Raw genomic sequence first — 24,450 nt, forward strand, 5'->3', positions numbered from 1 at the left:
AGGACTTCTCTCGCTCACTGGGAAGCTACATGTACGACGCAATTCGGCCGCCCTAACGTTGTGACATGGATAACAATGTCGACGTAATTGTCATCGGTTCGGGGGCAGCAGGTTCGGCTGCAGCATTGCAAGCACACGCTGACGGCGCATCGGTGGTGATCCTGGAGAAGTGCGGGCCTGACACCGCCGGCGGTAACACACGACTGTCCGGCGGTGGATGGTTCGTCAACCAGGACCCCGCCGCAGCCCGAACGTTCTTGCGCGCCTTGAACGGACCGTTCACCGTCGCCGACGACGTGATCGACGCCTGGGCCGAGAACACACACGCACTTTCGGACTGGCTGCGTGAGCTGGATGCACCGGTGTCGATGTCTGCCGAATACCATTCCACCGCGGAGTACGCAGAACTCGACGGAAGTTCTTGCTACGCAGGGATGGACACCATCGGCGGGGCGATGGGGAACGAGCTGCTCTACCGCTTCCTCGTCTCCGCCCTCGCAGAACGCGGCATCACAACACTCTTCGACACCGAGGCGACCACGCTGCTGACGGACAAGTCCGGAGCAGTGATCGGAGTTGAAACCGTCTCGGGTGGAACAACTTCGCAGATGTACGCTCGTCGAGGTGTCATCCTGGCGACCGGCGGCTTCGAGGCAAACCCGGCTATGGTCCGCGATTACCTCCGCCTCGAGAACCCGAAAATCTGGGGATCACCGTCGGCAACCGGCGACGGGCATCGCATGGCGCAGGCAGTTGGTGCCGATCTGTGGCACATGAACAACATGATGACCATCACCGGAATCTCCGGCGACGCAGACGATCCGTCGGGGCACTACCTCGCGTTGTGGAACGCACACAACTTCGTGTTCCTCAGCAAGGAGGGACGCCGATTCACCGACGAGTCGGTCGAACTGCGCCACGGCCATGCGTTCAAAGAAGGTTCCTACCAGCATTTTCCGGTGCATTCGATGAACATCGTCTTCGACGAGACTATGAGGTTGGCCGGGCCGCTGAGCCCCGGCCGCGACGTACTGCCTGTCGGACGTCAGATTCTCGACGAGGGCTACAAGTGGAGCGCCGACAACCAAACCGAGATCGACAAGGGGTGGATCGTCAAGGCGGACACACTGACCGAACTCGCAAACAAGCTGGGCCTGGACCCGACGGTCGTCGAAACGAGCGTGCGCCGCTACAACGAAGCGTGTGCCAATGGTGTGGACGATTCATTCGGCCGAAACCCCGAGACCTTGGCTCCCGTTGCCACTGCGCCGTTCTACGCCGTATCCGGTCCGCCGCTACTGGGGTGGAGCAACGGCGGCCCGCGCCGCGACGGTCACTCACGGGTACTGGACACTGCCGGTAATCCAATTCCCGGACTCTATGCGGCAGGCATCGTCAGTTCCACGTACAGCGCAGCCAAGGACGGCGGATTCCACATCGCCGACGCCCTCGCATTCGGTCGTGTTGCCGGCGCCCACGCCGCGAGCAGGCCCGGCGCGGACACCTGAGCTACGAGCGGGTGGCCTTGACCGCGTCGAAAAACGCGATCACGGCCGCCTCCTCGTCGGGCGGAACCGTCAGAGAGGCACGCGCGCCGGCGACGGCAATGGAGTCGTCGGCGAGTCGGTTGCCGATCGTCAGTTTGAGGCCCGACTTCGTCGGCTTTGCCTTCACCCCAATGTGTTCGACGTGCCAGCGGCATACCTCGCTGGTGCTTGCCGCGGTCCGATCGAATACCTCGACGGTGCGGTGGTCGAGCACCAGGATGATGTTCGTGCCGACTGTCACTTCGAGATAGCGTCGTTCTGTCACGGTGTGCGCCTTTCGGTTAGGTGGAACCGACGCTACACACCGTGACGGATCTCAACGGGACGAGCTACCCGCGTCCACGGGCAATGCGACGGACGTGATGTAGCGGGCCTCGTCGGAGGAAAGGAACAGGGCGGCGTTTGCGACGTCCACCGGTTCGATCCACGGTATCGCGAGCATGTTCATCGTCATCGCTGCTTCAGCGAACTCTTCACGCGTCGGATTCTCCAGATCAGGGCGAAACTTCCTGCTCACCGCCGGGTTCTGAATCATCGGAGTGTCGACGTTGGTGGGGTGCACCGTATTGACGCGCACATTGTGCGGCGCCAATTCCTTTGCCAGCGACCGCATCAAGCCCACGACGCCGTGCTTCGCTGCCGTGTAGTGCGCAACACCGACGAGCCCTCTGAGCCCGGCGATGGAACTGGTGAGCGTCATCGATCCCCCACCTCGCGCGATCAGATGCGGCGCTGCGACGGAAGTTGTGTGCCACACACCCGTCAGGTTCACATCCAGCATTGTCTGCCACATGTCTTCCGACATTGTCAGAGCCCCGTCCGAGGACGTGATACCCGCTGTTGCGCAGACGATGTCGAGTCCACCGAGTGTTGCGACCGCTGAGTCGACAGCATTTCGCAGCGCCTCGAGATCACGAACGTCCACCACCGCTGATTCGATCCGTCTTCCCAGGGCCCGAACCTGCGCGACGGTATCCTCGAGATCAGCTTCCGTCGACGGCGGCGTGAGCGTGGTGTTCACCGAAGTACACACGTCGACCGCAATGATATCTGCGCCCTCTTCGGCAAAACGCACGGCCTGGGCCCGCCCGATTCCCCGTGCCGCACCGGTGACCAGCGCGATCTTTCCCTCGAGTCTCATCAGTTCACACCTTCTGGGTCAAGCCGGCGTCGACCACCAACTGGCAGCCGGTCATGTAGCGGGACTCCTCGGACGCAAGAAACAGAACAGCGTTACTCACATCCACCGGATCGACCCACGGCACGGGCAACAGGTTTCGGGCACTCAGGACGGCCGCGGCGTCGGATTCCGTGGGATTCTCGACGTCCGGGCACAGGTTCGCAAATACGCGTTCGTTGATGATCATCGGTGTTCGCACCGAACCCGGATGCACTGAGTTGACGCGGATACTCTGCGCTCCCAACTCGTTGGCCAGGGTTCGGGCCAGACCGACGACGGCGTGCTTGGCGGAACTGTAATGACTAGCTCCGGCAATGCCTTTGATGCCTGCGGTCGAACTGACGAGAACAACAGATCCGCCGTTGCCGAAGTGCGGAACGCACGCTTTCACGGTGTGCCACGTTCCGGTCAGATTGACGTCGAGCGAACGATTCCACACGGACGGATCGATGGTCCACGAAGGTCCGGGAGTGTCGTAGACCCCCGCGTTGGCAACAACGACGTCCAGTCCGCCGATTTCGGCGACGCAGTCCCCCACCACCCCGGCAAGTTCCTCGTAGTTGCAGATGTCTGCCGTGCCCGTAACCGCCACGCCGCCGAGATCACGCACGGCCGACGCGGTTTCATCGAGACCGGACGCCGACACATCCAACGCGATCACCGACGCACCCTCCTCGGCGAGCCGAACGCAGTGCGCGCGCCCCATGCCACCGGCCGCACCGGTCACGAGCACCCGCATGCCCTCGAGCCGCCTCATGCGTGGACCACACTGTTCAGTTCGAATCCCCGATATCCCTGCGCCGCAACGTCCGCGCAGATATCGCTGTAGACGCCGAACCCGCCGATGAAGGGCATGAAGATCCGCGTCTTGCCGGGAATGTTTGCACCCATGTACCAGGAGTTGGCTGACGGAAACAGGGTGGCCGATGCTCGGCGTGAGCACTCGTCGAGCCATCCGTCGACTGCCTCGGCGGTCGGTTCGATGGTGGTCAGATCGTTCGCGTCGAGATGGGCAATTGCGTCCGCAATCCAGTCGATGTGCTGTTCTGCCGCGAGGATCATGTTCGACAGCACACTCGGGCTGCCCGGTCCGGTTACGACAAAGAGGTTCGGGAATCCGTTGACCCCCAGTCCCAGATACGTTCTCGGCCCGGCATGCCAGTTCTCACGCAGGGTTTCCCCGCCGCGCCCACGGATGTCGATTCGGTCGAGTGCACCGGTCATCGCGTCGAATCCGGTGGCGAACACCAGCGCATCCAGGTCGTAGTGAGATTCGGTGGTCTTGATCCCCGCCGCATCGATCGCTTCGATCGGGGCCTTCTTCAGGTCGACCAGACTGACGTTGTCCCGGTTGTACGTCTGGTAGTAGTTCGTATCCGTCACAATGCGTTTGGTTCCGATCGGGTGGTCGTTCGGGATCAGAACATCCGCGATCGACTGGTCTTCCACAACGGATCGGATCTTGGTTTCGGCAAACTTGCGTGCCGTGTCGTTGGCTTCGAGGTTGCTGGTCTGATCGGCAAATGTCTTGCCGAACAGCACTCCTCCGAGGCGCCATCGCTCCTCGTACGCTGCAGTCCGCTCGTCTTCGGGAACTTCGAGCGCGCTTCGCGAGTCCGAAACGAACGGCGAACCGCCGCCACTGCGCTTGCTGAGTGCACGACGCTCCGCATAGTTTGCCTTGATCTCGGCGCGGCGCGCGTCGTCAAGCGGCGTGTTTCCAGCCGGGACACTGTAATTCGCCGATCGCTGGAACACGTACAGATGATCGGCTTGCTCGGCAATCAGCGGTACCGACTGAATGCCCGACGATCCGGTGCCGATGACACCCACTCGCTTCCCGGTGAAGTCGACGCCCTCGTGCGGCCAGAATCCGGTGTGAAAAACATCCCCCGCGAAGGAATCTCGCCCTTCGATGTTCGGCATGTTCGCTGTCGAGAGACTGCCGGTGGCACACACGACAAAACGGGAGGTGACGTCGTGCCCGGCGTTCGTGTGCACCCGCCACAGCGCAGATTCCTCGTCGAAGTGCGCGCTCTTCACTCGCGTGTCGAATGTGAAGCCACTGCGCAGGTCGAACCGATCCGCTACGTGGTCCAGGTACTCGAGAATCTCAGGCTGCGCAGCGTACTTCTCACTCCAGTCCCAATCCTGTTGTAGTTCTTCGGAAAATGAGAAGGAATAATCGAAGCTCTCCACGTCACAGCGAGCCCCCGGGTAACGGTTGAAGTACCACGTTCCACCAACTCCGGAGCCGGCTTCGAAGCCGTGGACACGCAATCCCTGCTTGCGGAGTCGGTACATGGCGTACAGGCCTGCGACGCCGGCGCCGATGACTACGACGTCGAGTGGTGCGGTGGAGATATCAGGATCGGTCATGGTGAAAACGGTACGAGGTGCTCCATCAGTTCCGGAACGGCTTCTCCCGGTGGATGGACAGTCGCCATCAGGCCTGCTTGCCTGTTTCAATCACGTTGAGAGTTGATGAACCCGCAATTACACCTGGGGAAACGGACAAACAGGTCTCCTAGTATTCGGGAGCCCCATCAGCCCCGCATTCGAAGAAGGTTTTGTGAAGTCCGTTCAACGCAAGGTTTTGCTACCTGCACTTTCCGCAACATTTTCCGTAGCAATAATGATCTCGACCGCAGTCGGAGCCGGGGCTCAGCCGATCAATTTCCCCACCACCGGATCTGCTTTCATCGATACCGGTTCCCTGGGCGGAAGCACGGATCCCGCGCTGGCGCAGCGAATCAACGCAGCTTTTTCCGCGCACGGCATTCCCGGTGCGCAGGTTGTGTACACGGACGCCAAGGGACGCCAGGAGTTCAACTACGGTGTCTCGAGCGTCGAGACCGGCAACGCCGTCACGTCGGATACCGTCTTCGAGGCAGCCTCGCTGACCAAGGTGGTGGCGTCGTACGTTGTCCTGCAACTGGCGGACGAGGGTGTCATCGACCTCGATCGGCCGCTGTCCGAGTATTTTGACTACCCACGCATCGCGGCCGATCCCGCAGCCCACAAGATCACCGCCAGAATGGCGCTGACACACACAACGGGCCTGCCCAACTGGGCGACCGGTCCGTCGAGTGCAGAGTTCGAGACCACTCCGGTCAGTACTACTTTCGAACCCGGAACCCAGTGGTCCTACTCGGGTGAAGGTTTCTACTACCTGCAAAAGACCGTCGAATCGCTCACCGGCACAACGTTTGCCGAACTTGCCTCGCAGCGCGTCTTCCAGCGTTTCGGAATGACAAGCAGTGACTTGCTGACCAATCCGGCCTTCGAGGCCGTCAGCGCGGTCGGTCATACCGCCGACGGCACGGCAAAGGCCCTGCGCAATTTTCCCCGGGCAAACGTCGCGTACACCCTGAAGACGACGGCCGGCGACTACTCGAAGTTCCTGCGCGGCGCACTTCTCGCGGGTGAGGGACTTGAACCTGCCACTCGGGACATGATGTTCACCGCTGCCGGCAGCGCTGACCACGGCGGCAGCAACAAAGACGCGATCGACCACATCAAGTGGGGCCTCGGCATCGGTCTGCAGGAAAATGAACTCGGAAAGGCGGTCTGGCACTGGGGCGACAACGGCCCGTTCAAAGCCTTCTTCATTGCCTACCCCGAGACTGGCCGCAGTGTTGTGATCATGACAAACAGCGAAAGCGGACTCGAAGCGGTCAACGACATCGTTCACGAGTTCTTCGGTCCCATGACGATGTATGCCACGGACTGGATCAAGGAAGCCGAGTAAATTCACCAATCGGACGGTTGCGGCCCGACATCACAAAGATGTCGGGCCGCAGCCGTTCTTGGGCGTTCAGGCGCGCTCGACCAGCACGCAGCGCGCACCGCTGAAGATAGTCGGCATGCACTTGTTGCAGTGGATGCACAGTGATCGCGTATCAGATTCTGCCGCAATGCGATTCACCAGGTCGGGTTCGCGGAGCAAGGCGCGAGCCATCGCGACGAACTCGAATCCTTCCGCCATTGCGGTGTCCATCCCGGCTTTGTCTGTGACACCGCCGAGCAGCACCAACGGCAACTTCACCGCTGCACGGATCTGCCGAGCCTCTTCCAGCATGAACAACGGCTTGTAGGGATACGCATGCAACATGCTCTTACCCACAAGATGCACACCCAGTCGAACCGGTTGCGGCATCGCGGCAGCGAACTCACGGATCGGCGCGTCACCTTTGAACAGGTACATCGGATTGAGCAGCGAACTGCCCATCGTCAATTCCAACGCGTCAACGCTGCCGGACGCCTCCAGCCACTGCGCCACCTGGATCGCTTCGTCCACCCAGAATCCACCTGGCACACCGTCATCCATGTTCAGCTTGGCCAAGATCGCAATCTTGTCGCCGACGGCGTCGCGAACGCTGCGCGCGGTCTCGAGGACAACCCGGGCCCTGTTCTCGAGCGATCCACCGTAGGAATCCTTGCGACGGTTCAGTTTCGGGCTCAGGAACGAGCTCGCGAAGTAGTTGTGGCCGAAGTGGATTTCGACTGCGTCGAATCCTGCCTCGACGGCAAGTTGTGCGGCGCTGCCGTGTGCGGCAGCGATACGGGTGATGTCCGCGGTGGTGGCGGTACGAATCATCCTCATGCTCAACGGATTGAACGAGCTCGACGGTGCAAGCGCTGGCAGCCCTGTCGACTTCTGATTCGCGACCGGGCCGGCGTGTCCGAGCTGAGCGGACGCGGCTGCACCTTCGCTGTGAATCGCGTCGGTGAGCCGCCGCAGGCCCGGTAGCGCATCGGGCCGCATCCACAGCTGGCCGTATTCGGTGCGTCCTTCGGGCGCGACGGCGCAGTACGCGACGGTGGACATCCCGACTCCGCCCGCCGCCGGGCGGCGATGAAATTCGATCAAGTCATCCGTGACCAGCGCGTCGGGGGTCTTACCTTCGAATGTCGCGGATTTGATGATGCGGTTTCGCAGGGTCACCGGACCCAGCTTTGCCGGGGCGAGCACGTCGGGAGCAGTCATCGAGTTGCCTCTCGCAAAGGTTGTTTCGAGGACGGTAGATCCATGCTCGGCGGCTGGCTATGGCCCGTGCCACGGAGCGGGAGACAACTTCAGCCCGGCCGAGGTGGCCGGGCTGAAGTACGTGGTCACTGCTGTTCAGACTCGTCCGAAGTACGCGTCCTTGAGCACTGCCAGGTCGTCGATGTCCTTGGCGTCGGCGTCGAGAACCACCTTGCCGATATCGAGGACCGTCACATGATCGGCGACGCTCATCGCCGCCTCGACGGCCTGCTCCACCAGCAGGACCGCCAACCCGGTTTCCTTCAGTTGCTGAACGCGGTCCATCACCTCGCCCACAATGACGGGAGCGAGCCCACCGGACGGCTCGTCGAGCAGCAGCAACCGGGGCTGCGCCATCAACGCCGCACCGATCGCGAGCATCTGCTGCTGGCCACCGGACATGGAACCGGCCGGCAGTGAACGCTTCTCCCCCAGGATCGGGAACATCTCGTACATGGATTCCACCGATTCCATGAGCTCGCCGCGTTTGACTTTGCGGGTGTACCCACCGAGCAGAAGGTTCTGCTCGACGGTCTGCTTGTGGAAGACCCGCTTACCCTCCTGCACGTACGCCATTCCCTGGCGCACCCTTTTGTGTGCGGGAACTCCGGTGATGTCGGCGCCGTCCATTTCGACGGTCCCCGACGCAACCTTGTTGAGCCCCGACAGAGCGCGCAACGTGCTGGTCTTACCGGCGCCGTTGCGGCCGAGCAGAGCGGTCACCTGGCCGGGATAGACGTCGAACGAAACGTCCCAGACGACCCGCAGATCGCCGTACCCGGTTTGCAGGTTGCGGACCTTGAGAATCGGTTCCATCACTTCACCTCACTGCTCTGATGGTCGACGGCACCGATTTCTTCGAGAAGTGCTTCCTCGTCACCGGATTTCACTCCGAGGTACTCACTGAGCACCCGGGGGTGGCGTTCGATGGCCGCCGCATCACCGGTGGCAATCACCTGCCCCTGCGCCAGCACCACGATTTCGTCCGCGAGAGAGAGCACGAGCCGGAAGTTGTGCTCCACCAACACCACTGTCGCTCCGGCGTCACGCAGTACCCGGATCAGATCGGCCAGACGTTCGAGTTCGTCCTCGTCGAGTCCCGACGCTACCTCGTCGAAGAGGACGACTCTCGGCTCGGCGACGACGGCGCGGGCAACTTCGAGCATACGACGCATACCCAGTGGCAACGACGTCGCAATCTCGTTGCGTAGGTGCGACATCCCGACCAACTCGAGCACCCGCTCGGCTTCGACGATGTCAGCTTTCGCGACCTTGCGGAAGCTGGGTAGCCGCAGCACAGCCGACGCCATCGAGGCGCGGTGCACCGAATAGCGTCCGGAAGCAACAGCTTCCAGGACCGTGATGTTCTCGGGAATCGTCGGAGTCTGGAAGGTACGGGCGACACCGACACGCGCCACCGTGTGCGGTGAGGATTGGGAGACCACCGTGTCGCCGATGGTGATCACGCCGGCATCTGCGGTGTAGAACCCGCAGATCATGTTGAGCATGGTCGTCTTGCCCGAACCGTTGGGCCCGATCAACGCGGTGACCTTGCCTGCCTCTGCTGTCAGAGTTGCGGCGTTGAGTGCCTGGTTGCCACCGAACGCCTTCGATACCCCGTCGACCACCAACCGGGCACCGTTGATCGGCGCCAGTTCGACTGCGGCGCTGCCGTCCTCCTTCGGAAGTACGGCTCCCAGTCCGGCCTTGCGATCGAGTTTCGCCACCATCGAGCGGCCGACTTTCGTCAATCCACCCGAGAGCAGCACACCGCCGATGATCAGGAAGCCGCCGTAGAAGATCAGCGAATACTCCTGGAACGCCGTCGACTGATTCGGCCCGAGCTGCATGATCGCGGCACCGAGAACGGCGCCGTACACACTAGCCGCACCGCCCAGGATCGACGCCGCCAGAACTGCTGTGGCAAAGGTGAACCCGAACGCTTCCGGCGAGATGAACAGGTCGGTGTTGGCGAACAACGCACCAGCCAGACCGGCCGGGAACGCGCCGATCGCATACCCGAGCAGTTTCATCCGGAACACCGACACACCCTGCGAGGACGCCAGAACCGGCGACTGCTTGAGGGTGCGGAACGCGATGCCGTGGCGCGAGACCACCAGGTTGCGCATCACCGCGAACCAGAGAACGGTGACGACAACGACCACCATGTAGTACTGCTGGGTGTCGAGTTCGGAACCGAAGAGCGTCGGCGGCTCCATACCGGTGAGGCCGTTTCGGCCACCGGTCTTGCCGCCGAAGATCGCCAGTACGTCCGGCACGAGCAGCACCAGGAAGAACGACGTCATCGCCAGAGACCAATTGCCCAGTCGCAGACCGGGAACACCGGTCAAGATGCCGACGCCCAATGCCACGGCACCGGAGGCAGCGAGCTGCACCAGGATGTCGGTGTGACCGGCCTGGGACATCAGACCCGCGGTGTAGGCGCCGGCCGCGTACATTGCGGCCTGCCCGAGTGCCAGTTCACCGGCAAAGCCGAGGCTCAGATTCAGGCCACTGACCACCAGGGCCAGGATGCAGGCCAACTGAATCTGCCGCGATGTCGACAGGTCGAGCCCCATCACGGGCAGCAGCAAGATCACCACGGCCAGGACCAGCGGGAGGATCCAGCTCGGAAGGGACCGGAAAGTCCGCCACGCGCTTACCATTTCACACCACCCGTTCTCGGACATTGCCGAACAATCCGGCAGGTTTGACCATCAAGATGACGATCAGCACCGTGAAGACGGCGATATTGCTGTACTGACTGCCCGCCCACAGTGCGGTGAACGATTCGACCAGACCGACGGTCAGCCCACCGATCAATGCGCCTGGCAGAGAGCCGAACCCGCCGATCGCCAACGCGACAAAGCCTTTGAGCGCCAGTGCGGCACCCAAGGTCGCGACCGCAAACGTCTTGGGACCGACCAGGAGTCCGAGGACACCTGCCAAGGCACCCGAGAAGGCAAACGCACCGAGCGCCAACCGTCGTACGTTGACGCCGCGCAGCATCGCCGCTTCCCTGTCTTCGGAGATTCCGATCAGTGCCAGGCCCGTCATCGTCTTCTTCGAGACGTAGCTCAAGCCGATGACCAGTGCGATCGCCGCAACCAGCAGGGCGATCTCCACCGGGTAGGTTCGGCCGCCGAGCAAGGTGATGGGATCGTTCGATCCGAAAAACGGAACCGTGAGAGGTTCACTGCCCCAGATCAACTGCGTCGCACCGTTGAGCAGGGTGGCAACACCGAGCGTTGTCACCAATTGATTCTGATGATCGGCGACCGGTCTGATCGCGATAATTTCCTCTACTGCTGCCAACAGCATCACCGTCACCGTCGCCATAACTGCCACCACGAGAACGGGAAGTTTCAGAGTCACCAGACCCGTGTAGGCGACAAACGTGCCCACCATCATCAACTGAGCTTGAGCGAAGTTGAACGTGTTGGAGGAAACAAAAACGATGTTGTATCCGATGGCGACGAGCACGTAGACCGCGCCGAGCGCCAACCCGGACCACAGAATTGTCATGAGGCGGCCGGGTTTCCGAACTGGCCGTTGAGGATCTTCGTGGGGCTGATGAACTGCAGCTCACTGGTATTCGGGTTCGGTCCGTGGCTGTCGGCACTGAAGTTGTAGCGGGAGAGGAACGCCGTCTTGGCATTTTCCTGGACCTCTGCGGTTTCCAGGGCTTCGGCAAGCTTCTTCGGGTCGGTCGAACTTCCGACCTTGGTTGCAGCGGCAGCGACCAACGGGAACGCGTCGTAGTTGTCCGCGAGGATCAGTGTGGACGGGATGGAACCCAGCGATGCCATGGTATCGACCATCGTGGTGACAAGCTCGTTGTTCGGATCGAACACCGTGCTGGTGAAAACCTGTGTCACAAGGTTCTTCACCTGCGGGGTACCTAGGACACCGGCGGGCGGATCATTGGCGATGAGGTTGGTGGCGGACACCGACGTGTTACCGATCAACGGCACGTCCCAACCGAGACGCTCGAGGCTCTGCAGGACATATCCGAGCGGGGCGCCGTACGCGTCCAACGCAATGGCCGTGGCACCGGAGTTCTTGAGCGACTGCAACTGCGCCGTCATATCCAGCGCTGCAGCGTCGTACTCTTCGTTTCCGGCTGCCTTCAGCCCGACTTTGCCGAGCTCGGTTGTCATCTCCTCACCGAAGAGTTCGCCATAGGCGGTGCTGCCGTGGAGAACTCCGACACTGGTGTAACCCTTGGTCTTTGCATACTCCGAGATTCCGCGAGCGGTATCCGTCGCGCCGGGCGCAAGATCGAAGTTGAGCGGGAACTTCGCCGGATCCGTCGAATCGGGCGAAGGCGCCATGCTCATCGACAGGATGTTGTTCTGCTTGAGAATCGGCAGAACTGCAGCGGCGATCGACGACGGGCCCGAGTTGAGGTAGAGATCCGGCTTGTTGCCCGAATTGATGGCTTCACGCAGCTTCGTGACGGCAATGGTGGCGTCGCCCGCATCGTCCACCGTCGTCAATTCGATCTGACGACCATCGATACCACCCGCCGCGTTCTGGACCTGAACACCAGCTTTCGTCGCGAGCAGCGACGTCTGCGAATTCGCTGCCAGGACGCCCTGAGCACTGATGCCGCCGGTCAGCAGAACCCGATAGGGCGAGTCTGCGCCACCTTCCGACTCCGATGAACCGCTACACCCCGCAAGAGCAAGAGCCGCCGTCGCAGCAACTGCCGCCACAAGAATAGGCCGACGTTTCATGTCCGCACTCCTAGAACCCATTTGTATCGAACGACAGGCGAATACCTGACGTGGAACAGCCCCGACCGATGGACACACCCCGTTTTGGGCACCAGCCGACCAAGCGTGCGCTTGATAATCCAGCAAGCGGTTGCTTGGGATGGAAGCATAGGATGTGATCTGGCTAACGTCAAACGGGCCATCCAGGCGAACGCTATGCACATTCAGGTCGCCTGGACAGCAGGATTCCCGCTGGGTGGACACACCTGAAAATCCTTGGCAGATCACAGCAAAACGGCCCGGTGGCCTTTGCGAATCCTGTGATTCGAAAGGCCACCGGGCCGTAAATTCATTGCGCTAGGTGCTACCGCTGATGACGCGGTTTCCACACCACCAACGCGTTGTTGCGCGGTATCGGCACCAGTTCTCGGCGGTAGCCGGCATTGATCTTGGCGATCTCTTCAGCCATTTCCCGAACTCGATGCTGCAGAGCCTCGACCTGATTTGTCAGCTCGATGATCCGCTTGATTCCGGCTAGGTTGACGCCTTCGTCCTGCGAAAGACGTTGCACCTCACGAAGAAGTGCAACATCTCGCGGCGAGTAACGGCGCCCGCCACCGGTGGTGCGGTGCGGGGTCACCAAACCGAGACGGTCGTAGTTGCGCAAGGTCTGCGCATGCATGCCCGCCAGTTCGGCGGCCACCGAAATTACGAAGATCTGAGCGTCGGGGTCAAGCGAGTTGTCCCTCTGATTCTTCGGTTGCTCGGTCATCACACACCGGCCCACCCGGCCCGTGGATCAAATCCGCTCGCCTTCTCTGCTTCGAGATAGGTCTCGAGCGCTTCGATCGCCGCGTCGTCCAGCTTCTGCGGGACAGACACTTTCACCGTGACCAGCAGATCGCCGGCTCCTTCAGGCCGCTTCGGGATGCCGCGTCCGCGAACCCGCAGAACACGCCCGTCCACAGTTCCTGGTGGAACCTTGACTCCGACACGGCCTTCCAGCGTCGGCACCGACAGCGTGGTACCGAGAACCAGTTCGCCGTAGCTCACCGGCACGGTGACCGTGAGGTCGTCGCCGTTGCGTCCGAACACGGAGTCGGGACGCACCCGGATGTTGACGAACAGGTCGCCGGCGGGAGCGCCGCGGAGTCCCGCTTCACCCTTGCCCTTGAGCCTGATCTTCTGACCGTCACTGACACCGGACGGCACGCGCACCGTGATGGTGCGGGTGCGGTTGGTGACGCCGCTACCGTGGCAGTCCTCGCAGGGCGAGTCGATGATGGAACCGGTTCCCCGGCAATCGTCACACGGCTCGCTGAATCCGAAGGCGCCCTGGTTGCGGTTGATGACACCGGTTCCGTTGCAGTGCGGGCACACTCGCGGGCTGGTACCCGGCTTTGCGCCGCTGCCGTGGCAGGTGGTGCACGATGCCGGGCTGGTGATGCGCAGCGGAACCGTGACGCCGAGCGCCGCTTCGCGGAACCCGAGCGTGGTTTCGGTTTCGAGATCCTTGCCCCGGCGCGGACGGTTTGCCGACGCGGTTCGCTGACCAGCGCCGCCGCGGTTGAACAAACCACCGAAGATGTCGCCGAGACCCGAATCCTGACCGCCGGCACCGCCACCGAACAGGTCGTTGATGTCGAAGCCGCCGGCGCCGGGGTTGAATCCGCCACCGCCGCCTTGCGCCCGGGGACCGAAGCCGCCACTGGCAAAGAGCCTTCGGGCTTCGTCGTATTCCTTGCGCTTTTCCGGATCCGACAGGATCGTGTTCGCTTCACTGACAGCCTTGAAGCGCTCTTCGGCCTTCGGATCGTCAGGGTTGGCATCGGGATGCAGATCCCGAGCCAGCTTGCGATACGCCTTCTTGATCTCGTCGGCCGAAGCTGAGGACGAGACGCCCAGCTCCTTGTAGAAGTCCTTCTCGATCCACTCCCGTTGACTCACTGGGCGTCTCCTCCTCTCGCTGTTACTTTGATTCTTCTTCTGCGCCTGCGCTGTCGTCGGTGGGCTGCTCGCCCACTCGATCGGCAACGCCTACCATCGCATGTCGCAGAACGCGGTCACCGAACTTGTAGCCCTTACGCATGACCACACTCAGGACCGGGTCGGCTCCTTCACCTTCGTGCTGCACAGCTTCGTGCAGCTCAGGATCGAAAGCGTCTCCCACGGTGCCGAACTCGCTCAAACCGAGACCCGTGAGGGTGGTGTTGAGCTTGTCCGCGAGGGCTCGCAGCGGACCCTCTTCGAGGTCTCCGTGTGCGCGAGCGCGATCCAGATCGTCGAGGATCGGGACGAGCACTCCCACTACGGAAGCCTTCGCGTTGGCGATGTCGACCTGCTTGTCACGGTCGACGCGGCGCTTGTAGTTCATGAACTGTGCCTGCAAGCTCTGCAGGTCTGCAGTGCGTTCTGCCAACTGATCAGCCAACGTCGCTTCTTCCACGATGGCCTCGGCTTCCTGCACTACCCCTGTGTCTTCCGAGTCGAGCGGCGGCCGGCCTTCACCGGCCGCCTCTCCCTGTGCACCGGTCTCGGGGTCGACCGGGTTGTTCTCGGAGTTGTCCGAGGTCACTTCTTGTCCGAGTCGGAAGGCTCGTCGACAACCTCGGCGTCGACGACGTCGTCGTCATTGCCTGAGCCGTCGGTGTTTCCGGCTTCGCTGGCTGCGGAGGCCTCGTAGATTGCCTGGCCAAGAGCCTGCGACTCGGTGCCCAGCTTCTCCACGGCGGTCTTCACTGCCGAGATGTCGGTGCCTGCGAGGGCGTCGTTGACGTCCTTGATGGCTGCCTCGACCTTGGTCAGGATCTCCTCGGAGACCTTGCCCGCGTTCTCGCCGTCACGCTGCTCCTTGACGAACTTCTCCGTCTGGTGGACCAGCGACTCGGCCTGGTTGCGGACCTCTGCCTCTTCGCGGCGAGCCTTGTCTTCCTCGGCGTGAGCCTCGGCGTCCTTGACCATGCGCTCGATCTCTTCCTTGGACAGACCGGAGCCGTCCTGGATCTTGATCGTGTTTTCCTTGCCGGTGCCCTTGTCCTTCGCGGTCACGTGCACGATGCCGTTGGCATCGATGTCGAAGGTGACCTCGATCTGCGGGACGCCACGCGGTGCGGGCGGCAAATCCGTGAGCTCGAAGGAGCCGAGAAGCTTGTTGTGCGAAGCGATCTCGCGCTCACCCTGGAACACCTGGATCTGCACCGAAGGCTGGTTGTCGTCAGCCGTGGTGAAGGTTTCGCTGCGCTTGGTCGGGATGGTGGTGTTGCGCTCGATGAGCTTGGTCATCACGCCACCCTTGGTCTCGATACCGAGCGAGAGCGGTGTGACGTCGAGGAGCAGAACGTCCTTGACCTCACCCTTGAGGACACCGGCCTGCAGAGCAGCGCCGACGGCCACAACCTCGTCCGGGTTGACGCCCTTGTTGGGCTCACGGCCACCGGTCATCTCGCGAACCAGGTCGGAGACAGCCGGCATACGGGTGGAGCCACCGACGAGAACAACGTGGTCGATGTCCTTTACGGAGATGCCACTGTCCTTGATCACGGCCTGGAACGGCGCGCGGGTGCGGTCGAGGAGATCAGAGGTGATCTTCTGGAACTCGCTACGCGAGAGCTGCTCGTCGAGGAACAAGGGGTTCTTGTCCGCGTCGACCGTGATGTAAGGGAGGTTGATGGAGGTGCTCTGCGAACTGGAGAGCTCGATCTTCGCCTTCTCCGCAGCCTCACGCAGACGCTGCAGGGCCATCTTGTCCTTGGTCAGATCGATGCCGTTCTGAGCCTTGAACTTGTCGACGAGCCAGGAGACGATGCGCTCGTCCCAGTCGTCGCCACCGAGGTGGTTGTCACCGGAGGTTGCGCGAACCTCGACGACGCCGTCGCCGATTTCCAGCAGGGAGACGTCGAAGGTGCCGCCACCGAGGTCGAAGACCAGAATGGTCTGCTCGGTGTCACCCTTGTCCAGGCCGTATGCCAGTGCAGCCGCGGTGGGCTCGTTGACGATACGCAGGACGTTGAGTCCGGCGATCTGGCCGGCTTCCTTGGTGGCCTGACGCTGTGCGTCCTCGAAGTATGCGGGGACGGTGATCACGGCATCCGTGATTTCTTCGCCGAGGTAAGCCTCTGCGTCACGCTTGAGCTTCATGAGCGTGCGAGCGCTGATTTCCTGCGGCGTGTACTTCTTGCCGTCAATCTCGACATTCCAGTCGGTGCCGATGTGGCGCTTGACGGAGCGGAGGGTGCGATCGACGTTGGTGACCGCCTGGTTCTTCGCAGGCTGGCCGACGAGGACCTCGCCGTTCTTTGCGAATGCGACGACGGACGGCGTGGTGCGCGAGCCTTCGGAGTTGGCGACCACTACGGGCTCGCCGCCCTCCAGCACTGCTACTACCGAGTTGGTCGTACCGAGGTCGATACCGACTGCACGAGCCATAGTGTTCCTACCTTTCGTTCTGCGGCGCTGTGTCCGAGTGCTTGATCTCGGGCATGACCGCGCGTTTTTCGCTTGGTGAGCGTCCTCCGCTCAAGTTTGCCCTCAACCGAGGCTGAGAGTCAACTTGAAGTTGAGCCGAGGGCGCTCAAGCTTGTCGAAATGGTCAACTACAACACCGGTAAATTTGTTCCCAGCCTCCGAGAAATTTCCGAAATGTGCTTCGGATCACTAGAACTGGTTACGATCGGCCCGTGACGGATCCCGACAATTCTCCCAGCGCCGGTACGCGACCCAGTCCCGCGAGGCCTGCAGTGTCGATCCGTCCCCTGCACCAGCAATCTCAGCACCAGCAATCGCACCACCCGGCGCCGAAAGTCTCGATGGCGGTCTGGGCGGGGTCCGTCGTTGTACTCCTGGCAATAGCCGCGATCATGGTCGTGAACCTGACCGACATCCGAAGCGCACTAGAGGCGTCGATCGCGCTGGACAATCCCGATTACTCGGCCTCCGACATCTCCGACGCGGTCACCGTCGTCCTGATCGGCAGTGGCGCCGCTGCTGTCCTGCTCCTGCTGCTCACTCTGCTGACTGTGCAACTCTTGTCTGCCCGGAAACCTTCCGCGTGGATTGTGGGCGCGGTGGTGGGCGTGCTCGGAATCGCCGCCGGCCTGGGATTCCGGTCCTTGGTCTCGGGCGCCGACGACGTGAGCGCTGTACTCGGCTGGGGGCCACTGCTGTACTGCGCGCTCGTAGCGGTAGCGGCGATCGCGGCGGTGCGCCGATGAAAGTTCACATTCAGCTCGACTCCGCCCCCGGCAACGGGGCCGCCCGCAGTCGCGAACTTGCCCAGACGGGCGCCGGTGGGCTCTTCACGTTCGAAGGCCCGCACGACGTCTTCTTCCCTCTCGTGGAAGCCGCGTCGTCGGTGGAGTTGGACCTCATGACCAACGTCGCCATTGCGCTCCCCCGCAGCCCGATGCACCTGGCGCATTCCGCGAACGACCTCCAACTTCTCAGCCGGGGACGGTTCCGCCTAGGCCTCGGTTCGCAGATCAAACCGCACATCGAGAAGCGCTACAGCGCAACGTGGTCGCGTCCGGCGGCGCGCATGCGGGAAACCGTCAGCGCGATCACCGCCATCTTCGACGCGTGGGAACACGGAACCCCGTTGAACTTCCGCGGCGAATTCTTCACGCATACCCTGATGCCGCCGACCTTCAACCCCGGCCCCAACCCGTTCGGCCGCCCACCCATTCTGATGGGCGCACTCGGACCGATCATGACGCGAACTGCTGCGGCCGTGGCCGACGGTCTGCTGGTCATGCCGTTCCACTCCGAGCGCCACTTCCTCGAGCGGACCCTGCCGGCCGTCGACGCCGGCCTCCGTGAATCCGGCCGCCCCCGAGACGAATTCACGATCATTCCGCAAGTGATCGTGGGCGTCGGACGCGGCGGCGAGCAACTGGAAGCAGCTGCCCGCGGAGTCCGCAGCCTGCTCTCCTTCTACGGCTCGACCCCCGCCTACCGGCCGGTGCTCGACGTCGAAGGGTGGGGCGACGTACAGCCCCAGCTCAACGCGCTGTCCAAACGAGGCGGGTACGCCGAAATGGCTTCGCTCATCACCGATCCCATGCTGACAACTCTTGCCGTCGTCGGCACGCCGGAAGAATGCGCTACCGAAATCCGGCAACGATTCGGTGGTCATGCCACCGAAGTATGTTGCTATTTCCCCGGTTACGACGCCGACCCCGCAGACGTGGCGTCGATGATCTCGGCGCTCGCCCAGCCCTGATCAAGCCGCCTGATCACGCCCCCAGCGTGCGGGCAAGCTCGATCAACGAATCACGGGCAGCGGCGTGGCTTATCCTGCCCTGCTCGATCAGCGGCGCCATCGGTGGAATGCGCTGCGCCAAAGTCAGTTCCGCGGTGATAACGCTGACGTTCATCCCCATCGAAACACCCAGCACCTGCACCAGTGGCGGCACGGTGTGGTCGTCGCCTTCGTTCCCGGAACCCGGCGCATAGGTGTTTCCGCGACTGGACACGATCACCACCGGCTTACCTGCCATGGGCTGCGCAGAAGTTCCAGCAGGCGGCGTATCGAACGGCACAGTCGTTCCCAGGACATGCACGTAGTCGATCCACGCCTTCAACGTGGACGGGATCGACCAGTTGTACATCGGCGCACCGATCACGACGACGTCCGCAGCAGCGAGTTGCTCGATGATGCGAGCCTGCAGTGCTTCTGCGTCGGCATCCGGCTGCTCTCCAGCCACGCGCAGGCGGGGTGCGTAGTGCAGGGCCGCGTCGGAGAGGTGTGGCAGCGGATCCCGGTGCAGATCCAATCCGACTACCTCGTGTGCAGGGCTGATCTGCGCCCACGTCTGAGCGAACAACGCGGTGAGTTCACGGGACGTCGACGCGTGGAGGTCGGCTGACGAATCGATGTGCAGTAGCTGTGGCATCCTTCATCTGTACCAGAGCACGCTCAACTCTTCTCCTCTGCGAGATCGGATTCCGCCGCGTACTGCGCCAGCAGTGCACGCTCGCGCTCGCGGTGCGGGTAGAAGAACGTCACCACCACGCCGCCGACGCACACGATGATGATGGCCGCGATGTAGGCCTTGGTATCCCCATCCAGGAAGGCACTTTTGGCGGCGGTCATGATTTGATCCGCGTATTGCGGGTACCGCTGCGCCAGAACTTCGGCGCTGGAGAACGATTTGGTGAGCGCCGCCTGAGTTTCCGGGGTCACCTGGGATGCATCCGGTGATGACGAGATCGCATTCCCCAACGATTTTGCGTAACCGGCCGTGAGAATTCCACCGAGAATCGACTGCATGATGGCGCCGCCCAGATCGCGTTGCAGATCCGAGGTACCCGACGCCATACCCGCGCGGTGCACGGGCACGGATCCGGTGAGGGAACGAGAGGCTGGAGTGCCGGCCAGGCCGACGCCGATGCCGACAAACGCGTAGGCCAGCGCGACCTGCCAGTATTGTGTGCTTTCGTTCCACATGGTCAGCGCGACGAGCAATCCGAGAACCACAAACAGGTAACCGGAAAGCAGAGTGACTCGGGCACCGTACCTTTCGATCATCGTGGCCGACTGCGGCGCAACGATCACCATCGCGAGAGCGGCCGGAATGATGGCCGCACCCGCTGCCAGCGTCGAGTAATCGAGCACGTTCTGCAGGAACTGCTGGCCGATGAACATTGCACCCATGAGCGATCCGAACACGACCAAGCCGCCGACGGCCGCCACCCAGAAGGTGGGGCGAGCGGCTACGTGAAGGTCGAACAGTGGATTGACCGCGCGTCGTTGTTGCAGGAAAAACCCGATACCCGCGACCAGTGCGATCGCACCCAGGACCAACGCCATCGTTCCGGAACCCTTGACGGGTGCGAAGTTGATGGACAGCACCAGCGCCCCGATGAAGACAACGGACACGATTCCGCCGAGATGATCAACCGGATCGGTGGTCTCGTTGACATGAGCGGGAACCAGAATCACGGCGCACACCAAGGCCAGGAGAGCCAACGGCAGCGTTACGAAAAAGACCGAGCCCCAATCGAACTTCTCGAGCAACGCCCCGGACACGATCGGACCGAGAGCGGAAATCGCGCCACCGATCGCAGACCACATCGCAATCGCCTTTGTCCGCGCCGGCCCCGCCCACAGCGCTGTGATGATCGCGAGCGTCGTCGGAAACGCCAAGCCCGCCGAGATACCACCGACGATGCGGGCCGCGAACAACACTTCGAAGCCGCTCGCAAACCCTGCGACGAGTGACGCCGGAATCGACAACGCCATACCCGTCACCAGGAGCATCTTGCGTCCGTAGCGGTCACCGACCGCACCGAGATACAGAACCGTGCCCGCCAATCCCAGTGAATACCCGACGGCTATCAGATTGAGTTGCGTCTGACTCGCGTCGAACGCTTTACCGATGTCAGGCAGGGCGACATTGGCCACCGACAGATTGAGGTTTGCCACCGCCGCAACCAGAATGAGCGTGCCGAGGACGTACGTGGCACGATCCGGAGACTTCGACGTGATGTCGTTCGACATAGGGCTGCTCCCAACGAGGCCGAATCCGAACCGGGCGTTTTGTCCGGATCATTCCGAACTCAACATAGATCCGTCAGCTCGCTCGCGCAGGACTAATGGCATCCCTATTCGGCCACGATTTCCGCGAGCACCCCTTCTGCACTGCGCGCGGCAACCTGACACGCTCTCGCCGTGAACTGATCGAACAGTGGGTGCGACGACAATGCGCGCCACCGCGCTGCTGCGTCCGCGGCCTGGGCGCGCTGAGCATCCAGGCTCTCCCCTTCTGCCGCCCCCAAGCGCTCGTGCGTTCTGATTCCGTGGCCGCCGATCAATCGCTGCAACGCAGCAAGATCTTCCGGCGACAGATCGGTGTGAACCGATCCGAGTCGCCCGAGCAGTCGTAGTTCACGAAAACCGTGCACGTCGGCGAGGAGTCGCGCCGCCGCAGCTGCGATGGGTGCGGTGTTCTCGCGCGGGTTGCGTTCGAGCAGGCGGCTCAGTGTTACCAGCGCTGTATGGGATTTGAGTTGGTCGGCGCGCTGGCCGAACTGAACATCGATCACCCGGCGCAACTCGTCCAATCCACTGCGTCGGAGCAATTCCGCTGCCAGCGTGGGCGAATCGCCGACGCCCAACTTGACCGACGTCACCGCGAGCCGAATCCCGAACAGCCCGAACCGTTCCACCAGCTGAGCCCGCATCGCCGCATCCACCGGCAGCGAACTGTCCTCGCGGCCAAAACGATCTGCCGAGAGCATCGCCGAGCTCAGATCGGCTGCAGGTACCTCGGCAAGCGCCGCGAACGCGGCAAACTCGCTCTGCCGCAAAGTTCGGGCAGCCAGGGCCAACAGGCCGGCAACCGGCACCACCGACTGGCACAGGCCCGAGCGGCCGAGTTCCTCGGCAAACCGTCCCGCCACATCGTCGGCCGACGCCATCGCGTCCATTCGGCCCGCACCCACTTCGTCTGCGCGCGAGAGCACCCCGATCACACCGAGCGGACCTGATTCACCACCGACATGTTCGGCAACCTTCGTCAAGAACTGCAGGTCAGTCGCATTCAGCGCCCGCAGCAAGTACACGACGGCATCTGCGCCCGGCACCCCGTCGTCGGGAACAAGGGCTTTCCACGTCCGGGCTGATACGTCGGTGGACAGCGACGAGGTTCCTGGGGTATCGATGATCGTCATGCGCGCCAGCGCCGACGACGGCCACTCCACGTCGATTCGATCGACGATCTCGGATGTGCGCTCGCCCAGATCGAACGTCAGCCGGCCACTGTTGCGTGCCACCGGTATGTGGAACTCGGTGCCGCTGGAGTCCGTCGCGCTCACCTTGGGCGTCGTGCCGTTTCGATACCAGGTGACAACTCGTGTGCATTCGGTTGCATCTGTCGGTGCAATATCCTGCCCGACAAGAGAATTGAGAAGTGTCGACTTGCCGGCCTTGAGCGAACCTGCCAGAGCTACGCGCAGAGGCTCGTCCAACCGCGCGGCACATTCGTCCAGTTGAGCGCACAGGTCCGGGTTGTCGACGTAAAATCCTCGTGCCTGTTCGATCAACCCGCGCGCCGACTCCGTGCCTGTGACGTTCATGCTCCGACCTCAGCCTTCCGAGACCTGCCCGCTTGCACTCGCTCGCCCACCAATGATCCGGCACGCGTGGTCAATTCCTCTGCCGCACGCAGATTCGCCTCGAGCTGCGCGATGCGGCCTGCTCGTTCACTCGATTCCAATTTTGCCGCCTCCTGCGTCGCCCGCAACGATTCGTTGATCGAGCGCAAAGCCTGCTCGGCAATATCGGTGAAATGATCACGCAGGAGCCGCTGCACCAGGCGGAGCCGGTCCTTCGATTCCTTGCCCACCTGGAAACTCACGTCGTCCGCGTACCGCCTGATCGCCGATTTTGCATCGGCCCGACGCTTCAGCACTTGAGTTTGCTTGTCTTCACGATAAGCCTTGGTGCCCAACAGAACTCCGGCACCGATCGAGATCGGATTCACCAACGCCATACCCATCATCGTGGTGATCAGTCCGAACATCAGGACGCCGCCGTACGAACCGCGCATACCCACCAGAACTTTCTGCGTGATTCCGATCCGGCCGGATTCGAGATCTGACAGCGCGGCAACAGGTTCGAGGAAGGCATCGGTGTCGGCAAGGTCGATCTGCGGCAGTGCCACGTCGCCGGTTTCGGCGAAGTGTTCGGCCACTACCTCCGCCAACCACTGCGCGCGATCGTGCGCCCAGACGAAGTTGTCGCCGATGGCTGTGGCGATCTCTTGCTCGAGCCAGGCCCCGACGGCGTCCCAATCCTTACCCGGGTCACACTCGTCGACGGTTTCCTCGGCCGCTCGGGTGACGCGGCGCAGACGGTCACGCAGGTCGTGATCGATATCTGCCGCGAGATCGGCGATTCCGTCGCCGAGGCTCTGCTGCCAGCGGGAGGTCTTCTTGTGCAGTTCTTCTGCCACTTCCCTGGCCCGATGCAACCCGGCCACTGCTGCCTGCGCCGTCGACGGATCACGCAGCGCCGCAAGCTCACTGCCCATTTCCAGCGACAAGTGGGCGGCAATGGACTGCACGTCCATCACCACCGCACGCCGCGTATTTGCCTCGGCACGGGCAACAACCTTGTCCCGCAAGAACTGATAGAGGTCGGGAAATCCGGATTCCGCATCGAGTTCGCGGTCGTCCAAGCGCAGCGCATGCGATCGCAGGACCGAAGATATCGGAATCAGCGGAAGCTCGAGGCCGGCGCGTTGCAGGTGACCATGATTTGCGTCGACAATCCGACGCCAGTGTGGGTACAGATCCGTCTTGCTGACAAGACCGGCAACAACGGGGCACAGATTGAGGACCTGCCGGATGAACGCAACTTCAGGCTCGGTGAACTCCGCACTGGAATCCGAGAGCACCAGCACCGCATCAGCGGACGTAATCAATCCCAAAGTTCCAGCAGCATGTGGGTTTCCGTGACCTCCGACGCCTGGGGTGTCGATGAAGACCAGCCCGTCGGCCAACAGCGGGCTCGGAACGGAGACGTCGATGCGGAGGACTTCCCGTCCGTCGGCCCGCGGTGTTGTCGGCGTAATGCCGAGCAACTCGTCGAGCGGAAGCGGAACTCTCCGAGGTTCACTACCAGGTTCGGCCAGAACCAGCTCTGCGCCAGCGGTTTCCCCGTACTGAACTACCGTCGCCACGGCCGTTGTCTCGTCGTCACCGACGGAACACACGTCGCAACCGAGCAGCGAATTCACGAACTGGCTTTTGCCCTGATTGAGCGGGCCTACAACAACGATGCGAATCCGGGGATCGGTGACGCGCACCTGCGCGCTCTCGGCGCGTGCGACCAGATCGGATCGATCGATATCTCGCGCAAGTACCGCTGTTCGATCGAGCAACGACGCCGCCGCCGACGCGACGCGTGCCTTGCGACTGCTGACCTGATCCGCTGCAGTTTCCATGTGTTCCGTCGACTCGCAGTTCTTCCGATTC

General features: G+C 62.4%; 21 protein-coding genes. 4 read left to right on the forward strand and 17 right to left on the reverse strand.

The features are described from left to right. Positions 1–65 precede the first annotated feature (65 nt). Positions 66–1,508 carry an FAD-dependent oxidoreductase gene (locus tag V2B23_RS15615; protein ID WP_430951191.1) on the forward strand — a complete coding sequence of 481 codons (1,443 nt, stop codon included), beginning with the start codon at positions 66–68 and terminating at the stop codon, positions 1,506–1,508. A gap of 1 nt (position 1,509) precedes the next feature. Here V2B23_RS15615 and V2B23_RS15620 read toward each other — a convergent pair whose 3' ends face one another. The 4 genes from V2B23_RS15620 to V2B23_RS15635 are packed head-to-tail and all read right to left on the reverse strand — an operon-like array spanning position 1,510 to position 5,106. Beyond that, positions 1,510–1,812 (reverse strand): hypothetical protein, encoded by a 303-nt coding sequence (locus V2B23_RS15620; RefSeq protein ID WP_430951192.1) that lies wholly within the window; start codon positions 1,810–1,812, stop codon positions 1,510–1,512. 51 nt (positions 1,813–1,863) lie between these two features. Beyond that, positions 1,864–2,688 carry a mycofactocin-coupled SDR family oxidoreductase gene (locus tag V2B23_RS15625; RefSeq protein WP_430951193.1) on the reverse strand — a complete coding sequence of 275 codons (825 nt, stop codon included), beginning with the start codon at positions 2,686–2,688 and terminating at the stop codon, positions 1,864–1,866. Between the two features lie 4 nt (positions 2,689–2,692). Beyond that, positions 2,693–3,484 carry a mycofactocin-coupled SDR family oxidoreductase gene (locus V2B23_RS15630; protein WP_430951194.1) on the reverse strand — a complete coding sequence of 264 codons (792 nt, stop codon included), beginning with the start codon at positions 3,482–3,484 and terminating at the stop codon, positions 2,693–2,695. Further along, positions 3,481–5,106, reverse strand: a complete 1,626-nt coding sequence (locus V2B23_RS15635) for a flavin-containing monooxygenase (protein ID WP_430951195.1) — start codon at positions 5,104–5,106, stop codon at positions 3,481–3,483. Before V2B23_RS15635 ends, V2B23_RS15630 begins: the two co-directional genes overlap by 4 nt. Positions 5,107–5,524: 418 nt before the next feature. On the opposite strand from V2B23_RS15635, the gene V2B23_RS15640 reads away from it, so the two are divergent. Continuing rightward, positions 5,525–6,478 carry a serine hydrolase domain-containing protein gene (locus V2B23_RS15640; protein WP_430951196.1) on the forward strand — a complete coding sequence of 318 codons (954 nt, stop codon included), beginning with the start codon at positions 5,525–5,527 and terminating at the stop codon, positions 6,476–6,478. A gap of 66 nt (positions 6,479–6,544) precedes the next feature. On the opposite strand, the gene V2B23_RS15645 is transcribed toward V2B23_RS15640, so the two are convergent. The 9 genes from V2B23_RS15645 to dnaK form a co-directional block, all read right to left on the reverse strand. Continuing rightward, positions 6,545–7,717 (reverse strand): NADH:flavin oxidoreductase, encoded by a 1,173-nt coding sequence (locus V2B23_RS15645; protein WP_033235702.1) that lies wholly within the window; start codon positions 7,715–7,717, stop codon positions 6,545–6,547. Between the two features lie 135 nt (positions 7,718–7,852). Beyond that, complete coding sequence (locus V2B23_RS15650) at positions 7,853–8,572, reverse strand: ABC transporter ATP-binding protein (RefSeq protein ID WP_430951197.1); 720 nt, start codon at positions 8,570–8,572, stop codon at positions 7,853–7,855. Further along, on the reverse strand, positions 8,572–10,422 hold the full coding sequence (locus V2B23_RS15655; RefSeq protein WP_430951557.1) for an ABC transporter permease subunit: 1,851 nt from the start codon (positions 10,420–10,422) through the stop codon (positions 8,572–8,574). The genes V2B23_RS15650 and V2B23_RS15655 overlap by 1 nt, the downstream gene beginning before the upstream one ends. Before the next feature lies 1 nt (position 10,423). Beyond that, positions 10,424–11,281: a branched-chain amino acid ABC transporter permease gene (locus V2B23_RS15660; protein ID WP_033235705.1), complete on the reverse strand. Its 858-nt coding sequence runs from the start codon at positions 11,279–11,281 to the stop codon at positions 10,424–10,426. Next, positions 11,278–12,495, reverse strand: coding sequence for an ABC transporter substrate-binding protein (locus tag V2B23_RS15665; protein ID WP_430951198.1), 1,218 nt, complete (start codon positions 12,493–12,495; stop codon positions 11,278–11,280). The genes V2B23_RS15660 and V2B23_RS15665 overlap by 4 nt, the downstream gene beginning before the upstream one ends. Before the next feature lie 343 nt (positions 12,496–12,838). Continuing rightward, the gene (locus tag V2B23_RS15670) at positions 12,839–13,246 is read right to left on the reverse strand and encodes a heat shock protein transcriptional repressor HspR (RefSeq protein WP_430951199.1); all 408 of its coding nucleotides are present in this window, start codon (positions 13,244–13,246) and stop codon (positions 12,839–12,841) included. Beyond that, complete coding sequence (dnaJ, locus tag V2B23_RS15675; protein WP_317540956.1) at positions 13,246–14,421, reverse strand: molecular chaperone DnaJ; 1,176 nt, start codon at positions 14,419–14,421, stop codon at positions 13,246–13,248. The genes V2B23_RS15670 and dnaJ overlap by 1 nt, the downstream gene beginning before the upstream one ends. Positions 14,422–14,443: 22 nt before the next feature. Continuing rightward, positions 14,444–15,049 (reverse strand): nucleotide exchange factor GrpE, encoded by a 606-nt coding sequence (grpE, locus tag V2B23_RS15680; RefSeq protein WP_430951200.1) that lies wholly within the window; start codon positions 15,047–15,049, stop codon positions 14,444–14,446. Next, positions 15,046–16,899 (reverse strand): molecular chaperone DnaK, encoded by a 1,854-nt coding sequence (dnaK, locus tag V2B23_RS15685; protein ID WP_430951201.1) that lies wholly within the window; start codon positions 16,897–16,899, stop codon positions 15,046–15,048. Before dnaK ends, grpE begins: the two co-directional genes overlap by 4 nt. Before the next feature lie 251 nt (positions 16,900–17,150). Here dnaK and V2B23_RS15690 point away from each other — a divergent pair, with 251 nt between their 5' ends. Both V2B23_RS15690 and V2B23_RS15695 read left to right on the forward strand, forming a co-directional pair. Next, complete coding sequence (locus V2B23_RS15690) at positions 17,151–17,684, forward strand: hypothetical protein (RefSeq protein ID WP_430951202.1); 534 nt, start codon at positions 17,151–17,153, stop codon at positions 17,682–17,684. After that, positions 17,681–18,691, forward strand: coding sequence for a TIGR03617 family F420-dependent LLM class oxidoreductase (locus V2B23_RS15695; RefSeq protein WP_430951203.1), 1,011 nt, complete (start codon positions 17,681–17,683; stop codon positions 18,689–18,691). The genes V2B23_RS15690 and V2B23_RS15695 overlap by 4 nt, the downstream gene beginning before the upstream one ends. A gap of 13 nt (positions 18,692–18,704) precedes the next feature. Here the strand turns inward: V2B23_RS15695 and V2B23_RS15700 are convergent, their stop codons facing one another. The 4 genes from V2B23_RS15700 to V2B23_RS15715 all read right to left on the reverse strand — a co-directional run bounded on the left by V2B23_RS15700 (position 18,705) and on the right by V2B23_RS15715 (position 24,419). Further along, complete coding sequence (locus V2B23_RS15700) at positions 18,705–19,364, reverse strand: FMN-dependent NADH-azoreductase (protein ID WP_430951204.1); 660 nt, start codon at positions 19,362–19,364, stop codon at positions 18,705–18,707. 23 nt (positions 19,365–19,387) lie between these two features. Beyond that, positions 19,388–20,971, reverse strand: a complete 1,584-nt coding sequence (locus tag V2B23_RS15705; protein WP_430951205.1) for an MFS transporter — start codon at positions 20,969–20,971, stop codon at positions 19,388–19,390. Between the two features lie 104 nt (positions 20,972–21,075). Further along, positions 21,076–22,548, reverse strand: coding sequence for a dynamin family protein (locus V2B23_RS15710; protein ID WP_430951206.1), 1,473 nt, complete (start codon positions 22,546–22,548; stop codon positions 21,076–21,078). Beyond that, positions 22,545–24,419 (reverse strand): dynamin family protein, encoded by a 1,875-nt coding sequence (locus tag V2B23_RS15715; protein ID WP_430951207.1) that lies wholly within the window; start codon positions 24,417–24,419, stop codon positions 22,545–22,547. The genes V2B23_RS15710 and V2B23_RS15715 overlap by 4 nt, the downstream gene beginning before the upstream one ends. Between the last annotated feature and the right edge of the window lie 31 nt (positions 24,420–24,450).

It is taken from the genome of Rhodococcus sp. 24CO, from assembly GCF_050586165.1.
Classification (GTDB): domain Bacteria; phylum Actinomycetota; class Actinomycetes; order Mycobacteriales; family Mycobacteriaceae; genus Rhodococcus_F.

Excerpts from the sequence above, each read along its gene's own strand:
- V2B23_RS15655 (WP_430951557.1), bottom strand. The coding sequence starts at position 10,422 with ATGGTAAGCGCGTGGCGGACTTTCCGGTCCCTTCCGAGCTGGATCCTC.
- V2B23_RS15665 (WP_430951198.1), bottom strand. The coding sequence starts at position 12,495 with ATGAAACGTCGGCCTATTCTTGTGGCGGCAGTTGCTGCGACGGCGGCT.
- V2B23_RS15645 (WP_033235702.1), bottom strand. The coding sequence starts at position 7,717 with ATGACTGCTCCCGACGTGCTCGCCCCGGCAAAGCTGGGTCCGGTGACC.
- V2B23_RS15615 (WP_430951191.1), top strand. The coding sequence starts at position 66 with ATGGATAACAATGTCGACGTAATTGTCATCGGTTCGGGGGCAGCAGGT.
- V2B23_RS15705 (WP_430951205.1), bottom strand. The coding sequence starts at position 20,971 with ATGTCGAACGACATCACGTCGAAGTCTCCGGATCGTGCCACGTACGTC.
- V2B23_RS15695 (WP_430951203.1), top strand. The coding sequence starts at position 17,681 with ATGAAAGTTCACATTCAGCTCGACTCCGCCCCCGGCAACGGGGCCGCC.
- V2B23_RS15670 (WP_430951199.1), bottom strand. The coding sequence starts at position 13,246 with ATGACCGAGCAACCGAAGAATCAGAGGGACAACTCGCTTGACCCCGAC.
- V2B23_RS15650 (WP_430951197.1), bottom strand. The coding sequence starts at position 8,572 with ATGGAACCGATTCTCAAGGTCCGCAACCTGCAAACCGGGTACGGCGAT.
- V2B23_RS15635 (WP_430951195.1), bottom strand. The coding sequence starts at position 5,106 with ATGACCGATCCTGATATCTCCACCGCACCACTCGACGTCGTAGTCATC.
- V2B23_RS15630 (WP_430951194.1), bottom strand. The coding sequence starts at position 3,484 with ATGAGGCGGCTCGAGGGCATGCGGGTGCTCGTGACCGGTGCGGCCGGT.
- dnaK (WP_430951201.1), bottom strand. The coding sequence starts at position 16,899 with ATGGCTCGTGCAGTCGGTATCGACCTCGGTACGACCAACTCGGTAGTA.
- V2B23_RS15625 (WP_430951193.1), bottom strand. The coding sequence starts at position 2,688 with ATGAGACTCGAGGGAAAGATCGCGCTGGTCACCGGTGCGGCACGGGGA.
- V2B23_RS15715 (WP_430951207.1), bottom strand. The coding sequence starts at position 24,419 with ATGGAAACTGCAGCGGATCAGGTCAGCAGTCGCAAGGCACGCGTCGCG.
- V2B23_RS15700 (WP_430951204.1), bottom strand. The coding sequence starts at position 19,364 with ATGCCACAGCTACTGCACATCGATTCGTCAGCCGACCTCCACGCGTCG.
- V2B23_RS15710 (WP_430951206.1), bottom strand. The coding sequence starts at position 22,548 with ATGAACGTCACAGGCACGGAGTCGGCGCGCGGGTTGATCGAACAGGCA.
- V2B23_RS15660 (WP_033235705.1), bottom strand. The coding sequence starts at position 11,281 with ATGACAATTCTGTGGTCCGGGTTGGCGCTCGGCGCGGTCTACGTGCTC.